This window comes from Streptococcus sp. KR (assembly GCF_002238115.1).
GTDB lineage: Bacteria > Bacillota > Bacilli > Lactobacillales > Streptococcaceae > Streptococcus.
In genome coordinates, this window is the sequence record NZ_NGVM01000046.1 from 1 (window position 1) to 3,083 (window position 3,083).

Annotated in this window: 5 protein-coding genes and 1 pseudogene; all 6 read right to left on the bottom strand. The window is 36.1% G+C overall.

The window, feature by feature from the left end; translation table 11 throughout:
- Positions 1-143: 143 nt before the first annotated feature.
- Positions 144-632: a hypothetical protein gene (locus CBI42_RS10550; RefSeq protein WP_094753951.1), complete on the bottom strand. Its 489-nt coding sequence runs from the start codon at positions 630-632 to the stop codon at positions 144-146.
- 38 nt (positions 633-670) lie between these two features.
- On the bottom strand, positions 671-1,303 hold the full coding sequence (locus CBI42_RS10555) for a hypothetical protein (protein ID WP_042750698.1): 633 nt from the start codon (positions 1,301-1,303) through the stop codon (positions 671-673).
- 30 nt (positions 1,304-1,333) lie between these two features.
- A complete protein-coding gene (locus CBI42_RS12835) occupies positions 1,334-1,498 on the bottom strand; it encodes a hypothetical protein (protein WP_160312384.1) in 165 nt (54 codons plus the stop codon).
- Positions 1,495-2,121 carry a hypothetical protein gene (locus CBI42_RS10560; protein ID WP_094753952.1) on the bottom strand — a complete coding sequence of 209 codons (627 nt, stop codon included), beginning with the start codon at positions 2,119-2,121 and terminating at the stop codon, positions 1,495-1,497. Before CBI42_RS10560 ends, CBI42_RS12835 begins: the two co-directional genes overlap by 4 nt.
- Positions 2,118-2,726 carry a hypothetical protein gene (locus CBI42_RS10565; RefSeq protein ID WP_049491890.1) on the bottom strand — a complete coding sequence of 203 codons (609 nt, stop codon included), beginning with the start codon at positions 2,724-2,726 and terminating at the stop codon, positions 2,118-2,120. The genes CBI42_RS10560 and CBI42_RS10565 overlap by 4 nt, the downstream gene beginning before the upstream one ends.
- A gap of 10 nt (positions 2,727-2,736) precedes the next feature.
- Positions 2,737-3,083: pseudogene (locus tag CBI42_RS10570) on the bottom strand (virulence protein); the annotation flags it as partial.

A 3,083-nucleotide genomic window follows, 5' to 3' on the forward strand; every position in this document is an offset into this window, starting at 1 on the left:
TCCCATGGTAGCCGATTCCTTTCTGATATCAGTTCTTCTCTAGCTTCATCGAAAGTAACAACCAGATAGCCATCAAAAGTCAAAATAAACCTCCATCACCAAACAAATGGCAACCATCTAGGCTTACTTAAAGATTCTTAAACTTACCTATCCACCACTTGAGCTTCAAAGTGTGCTGGCTTGTCGTCTACATTGGTGATGGTTATTGTATAGGACTTGTTATTGGTTACATTAAATACTTTTTCCCCCTGGTAACTGACAACAATTCCATCCTGGACTAAATGGATATCTTTTTGATTATTGGGTAACTCTTCATCAACATCTTCTGAATGATGGCTTCGAACAAGTTTTTGCCCTTCAACATCATAAAAAATATCGCCATGCATCTCAAACCAAACTTTTTTACCTGATAATTTAAGCTTATTAGTATCATTTTTTTTCAAGATTAATTCTGAGTAGTATTCTACATCATGTGTCCGAGGATTTACTGTAAAGTTAGCCGACTCTCCTGGTTGCAGAGTATACTTACCAAGATTTTGTGCCCATAGATTAAAGAAAAAAATAGCCGCCAAACCTACAACAAGTGTTAAACTACAACCTAAATTCCAATTTGATTTTCTCGTCATGCTCATTTGTAACTCTCCTTATAGTCGTCATACTTTTTGGATCTCTATCTATTCTGCAATATTTCGTTCTCTTTCCTTTTTCTACGCTGACCCGACCACCTGATACACTGCAACAATACTATCATACGAAGAATCAAATAGACCAAACGAAGGATTTTCATCTTTCCAAGAGCTGATAAGAAATTTTTCCTTGCATTCCCCACTTCTTGACCTAACTGTTCAACTGTTTTACCTGTTTCTTCTTTAATAGCAACTGCATTATTTGAAATCAAATAATAATTTTGTTCTAATCTGCTGATATAGGCTTTGGAAATTGGCTCGTCTAAGAAAAAATATACTCTATCAGCATACTCATCCTGAGACAGCGTATAGTATACTTCAGCTTCACTCTCCCATTTTTTAGGAAAATTAGTTATTTTAATATTTCCATAGTCTAAATGCATAATTCCAACTAAAACGTCATTAGTCCATTCTTCCGCATAGTGGTATAATTTCACTTTCTTATCTACCATTGGCCAAACCATAACATACCGACTATGCATGAATTCCTTAGTTAATGCTGAGTTACTTGCCAAACTGGTCGCACCAATCTCATATACTGACCAAATAAGAACTACGAGCATTAAGACAGCTTGAGTTGGTTTGTTTTTATAATAGTTTCTTATTCTTTTTAACATTTTACTCTCCAACTGCGGGATTGGGTTTATCTAAATCTTTTTTTGAAATAAGGAAAAATCCTCTTGTAATGCATCATTATTCCCAGCATTTGAGTAAGAAACTTGCTCATCTTCTGGAAACCACATTTTACCAGCTAGTTCCAAATAACCATAAGGTATCTTTTTTGTATAATCACCTTTTAAATATAATTTCATTCTTCCTCGTCGTCATAAACTGGCTCGCCATGGATTTTGATGTATTCTTCATTCCTACGGTCATCTTCTTCCCAAACTGGGTCTCTCACATCGTCCAAAAAGGAAATTTCTTCCAAACTCAGCTCATTAGCCTCTTCATAACTCATCGAAAGGATATCCTCATGCCAATTTTTAAATTCCTCCACACTTAACCAGCTCTCTTTATCATCTTCGCTAATCTGACCATCAATAGCAGTCGCAATTTCAATGGCCATAATATACATAGCTCTTTTATCAACAGTGAGAAGGTCAAGGTGGGTAGAAGCTAAACGTAGACAGTCTCCTTTTTCTCGATAGTCTGTTGCTGGATTGTCTTCAAAATCTAATTCAAGATTTTCATATACATGACTCCCAAATTTGTTGGTAATCCCTTCTTTCAACTGAACATTATTCCATCTATTATCATGCATCCACTTATTCAATTTCAAGTGAATAGTTGGGTCTGTTTTAAATGGGCGAGTATTCCCAAAGTAAGAAAAATCTACTGGCTTACAATCTTTAGTGTCAAACCACATTCTCTTCGCTAGTTCTATATAATCAAACGGAATTTCTTTGGTGTAATCACCTTTTATATATAGTCTCATAAATCTGAGATATCGCCTCCATGTGCTAGTATATATTCTTTTCGACGAGTGGCCTCTTCCTCCCAAAGAGGGTCGTCTACAACATCCATCGTTTGAATTTCAATCAAACTTCGTTCATTTGCTTCATCAAAAGTCAGAGATAGAATAGCCTCGTGCTTTTTCTTAAATTCCTCGACTGTTAGCCATGTCTTCTTATTATCCTCGCTAATTTGCCCATCAATCACCTTTGCAATCTCAAGCGCCATAATGTACATGGCGCGTCTATCAACTGTCAAAATTTCTAGATGGGTGGTTAAAATACGGAGATAGTCTCCCTTTTCATTATAATCCGTAGCGAATGCATCTTCAAAATTAATTTCAATACATTCTTTAATATGTGAAAAGAGGCTTCGTACCCCTTCCTTTAGGGGGACACTAGACCATCGCTTATCAGCAGTGCCTTTCCTCAAGGATAAATTTGAGAAAAAATCTTCTTGTAATGCATCATTGTTCCCAGCATTTGAGTAAGAAATTTGCTCATCTTCTGGAAACCACATTTTGCTAGCAAGTTCTAAATAACCATAAGGTACTCTTTTCGTATAATCACCTTTTAAATATAATTTCATTCTTCCCTCCTTATTGCATCAACCAGTTAAAAGCCTTCCACATATTTTTGATAACTTCTTCTTTAGCTCCTTTTCCAAGTCCATTTAGTTCAGATTGTTTATTTACCCAGTTTACAATATCCTTTCTGCTTGAAATAGTTGAAGCTTCGATATCTATGTCGAGATCATAACCTGACTTTCCACCCCCTGACTGAATCTGAACTTTACCACTATGGGGTTCTGCATCTACACGAATATTCGCTTTCTTTCCTTTTACTTTTCCTTCAACAGTCCCAAAAGTCTTACTCGTTGGTTTATTGGCTTGCCAGCTGTCGTAGTTGCTAGAATAATTAACCTGAATTTCGCCATTTTGTAAGG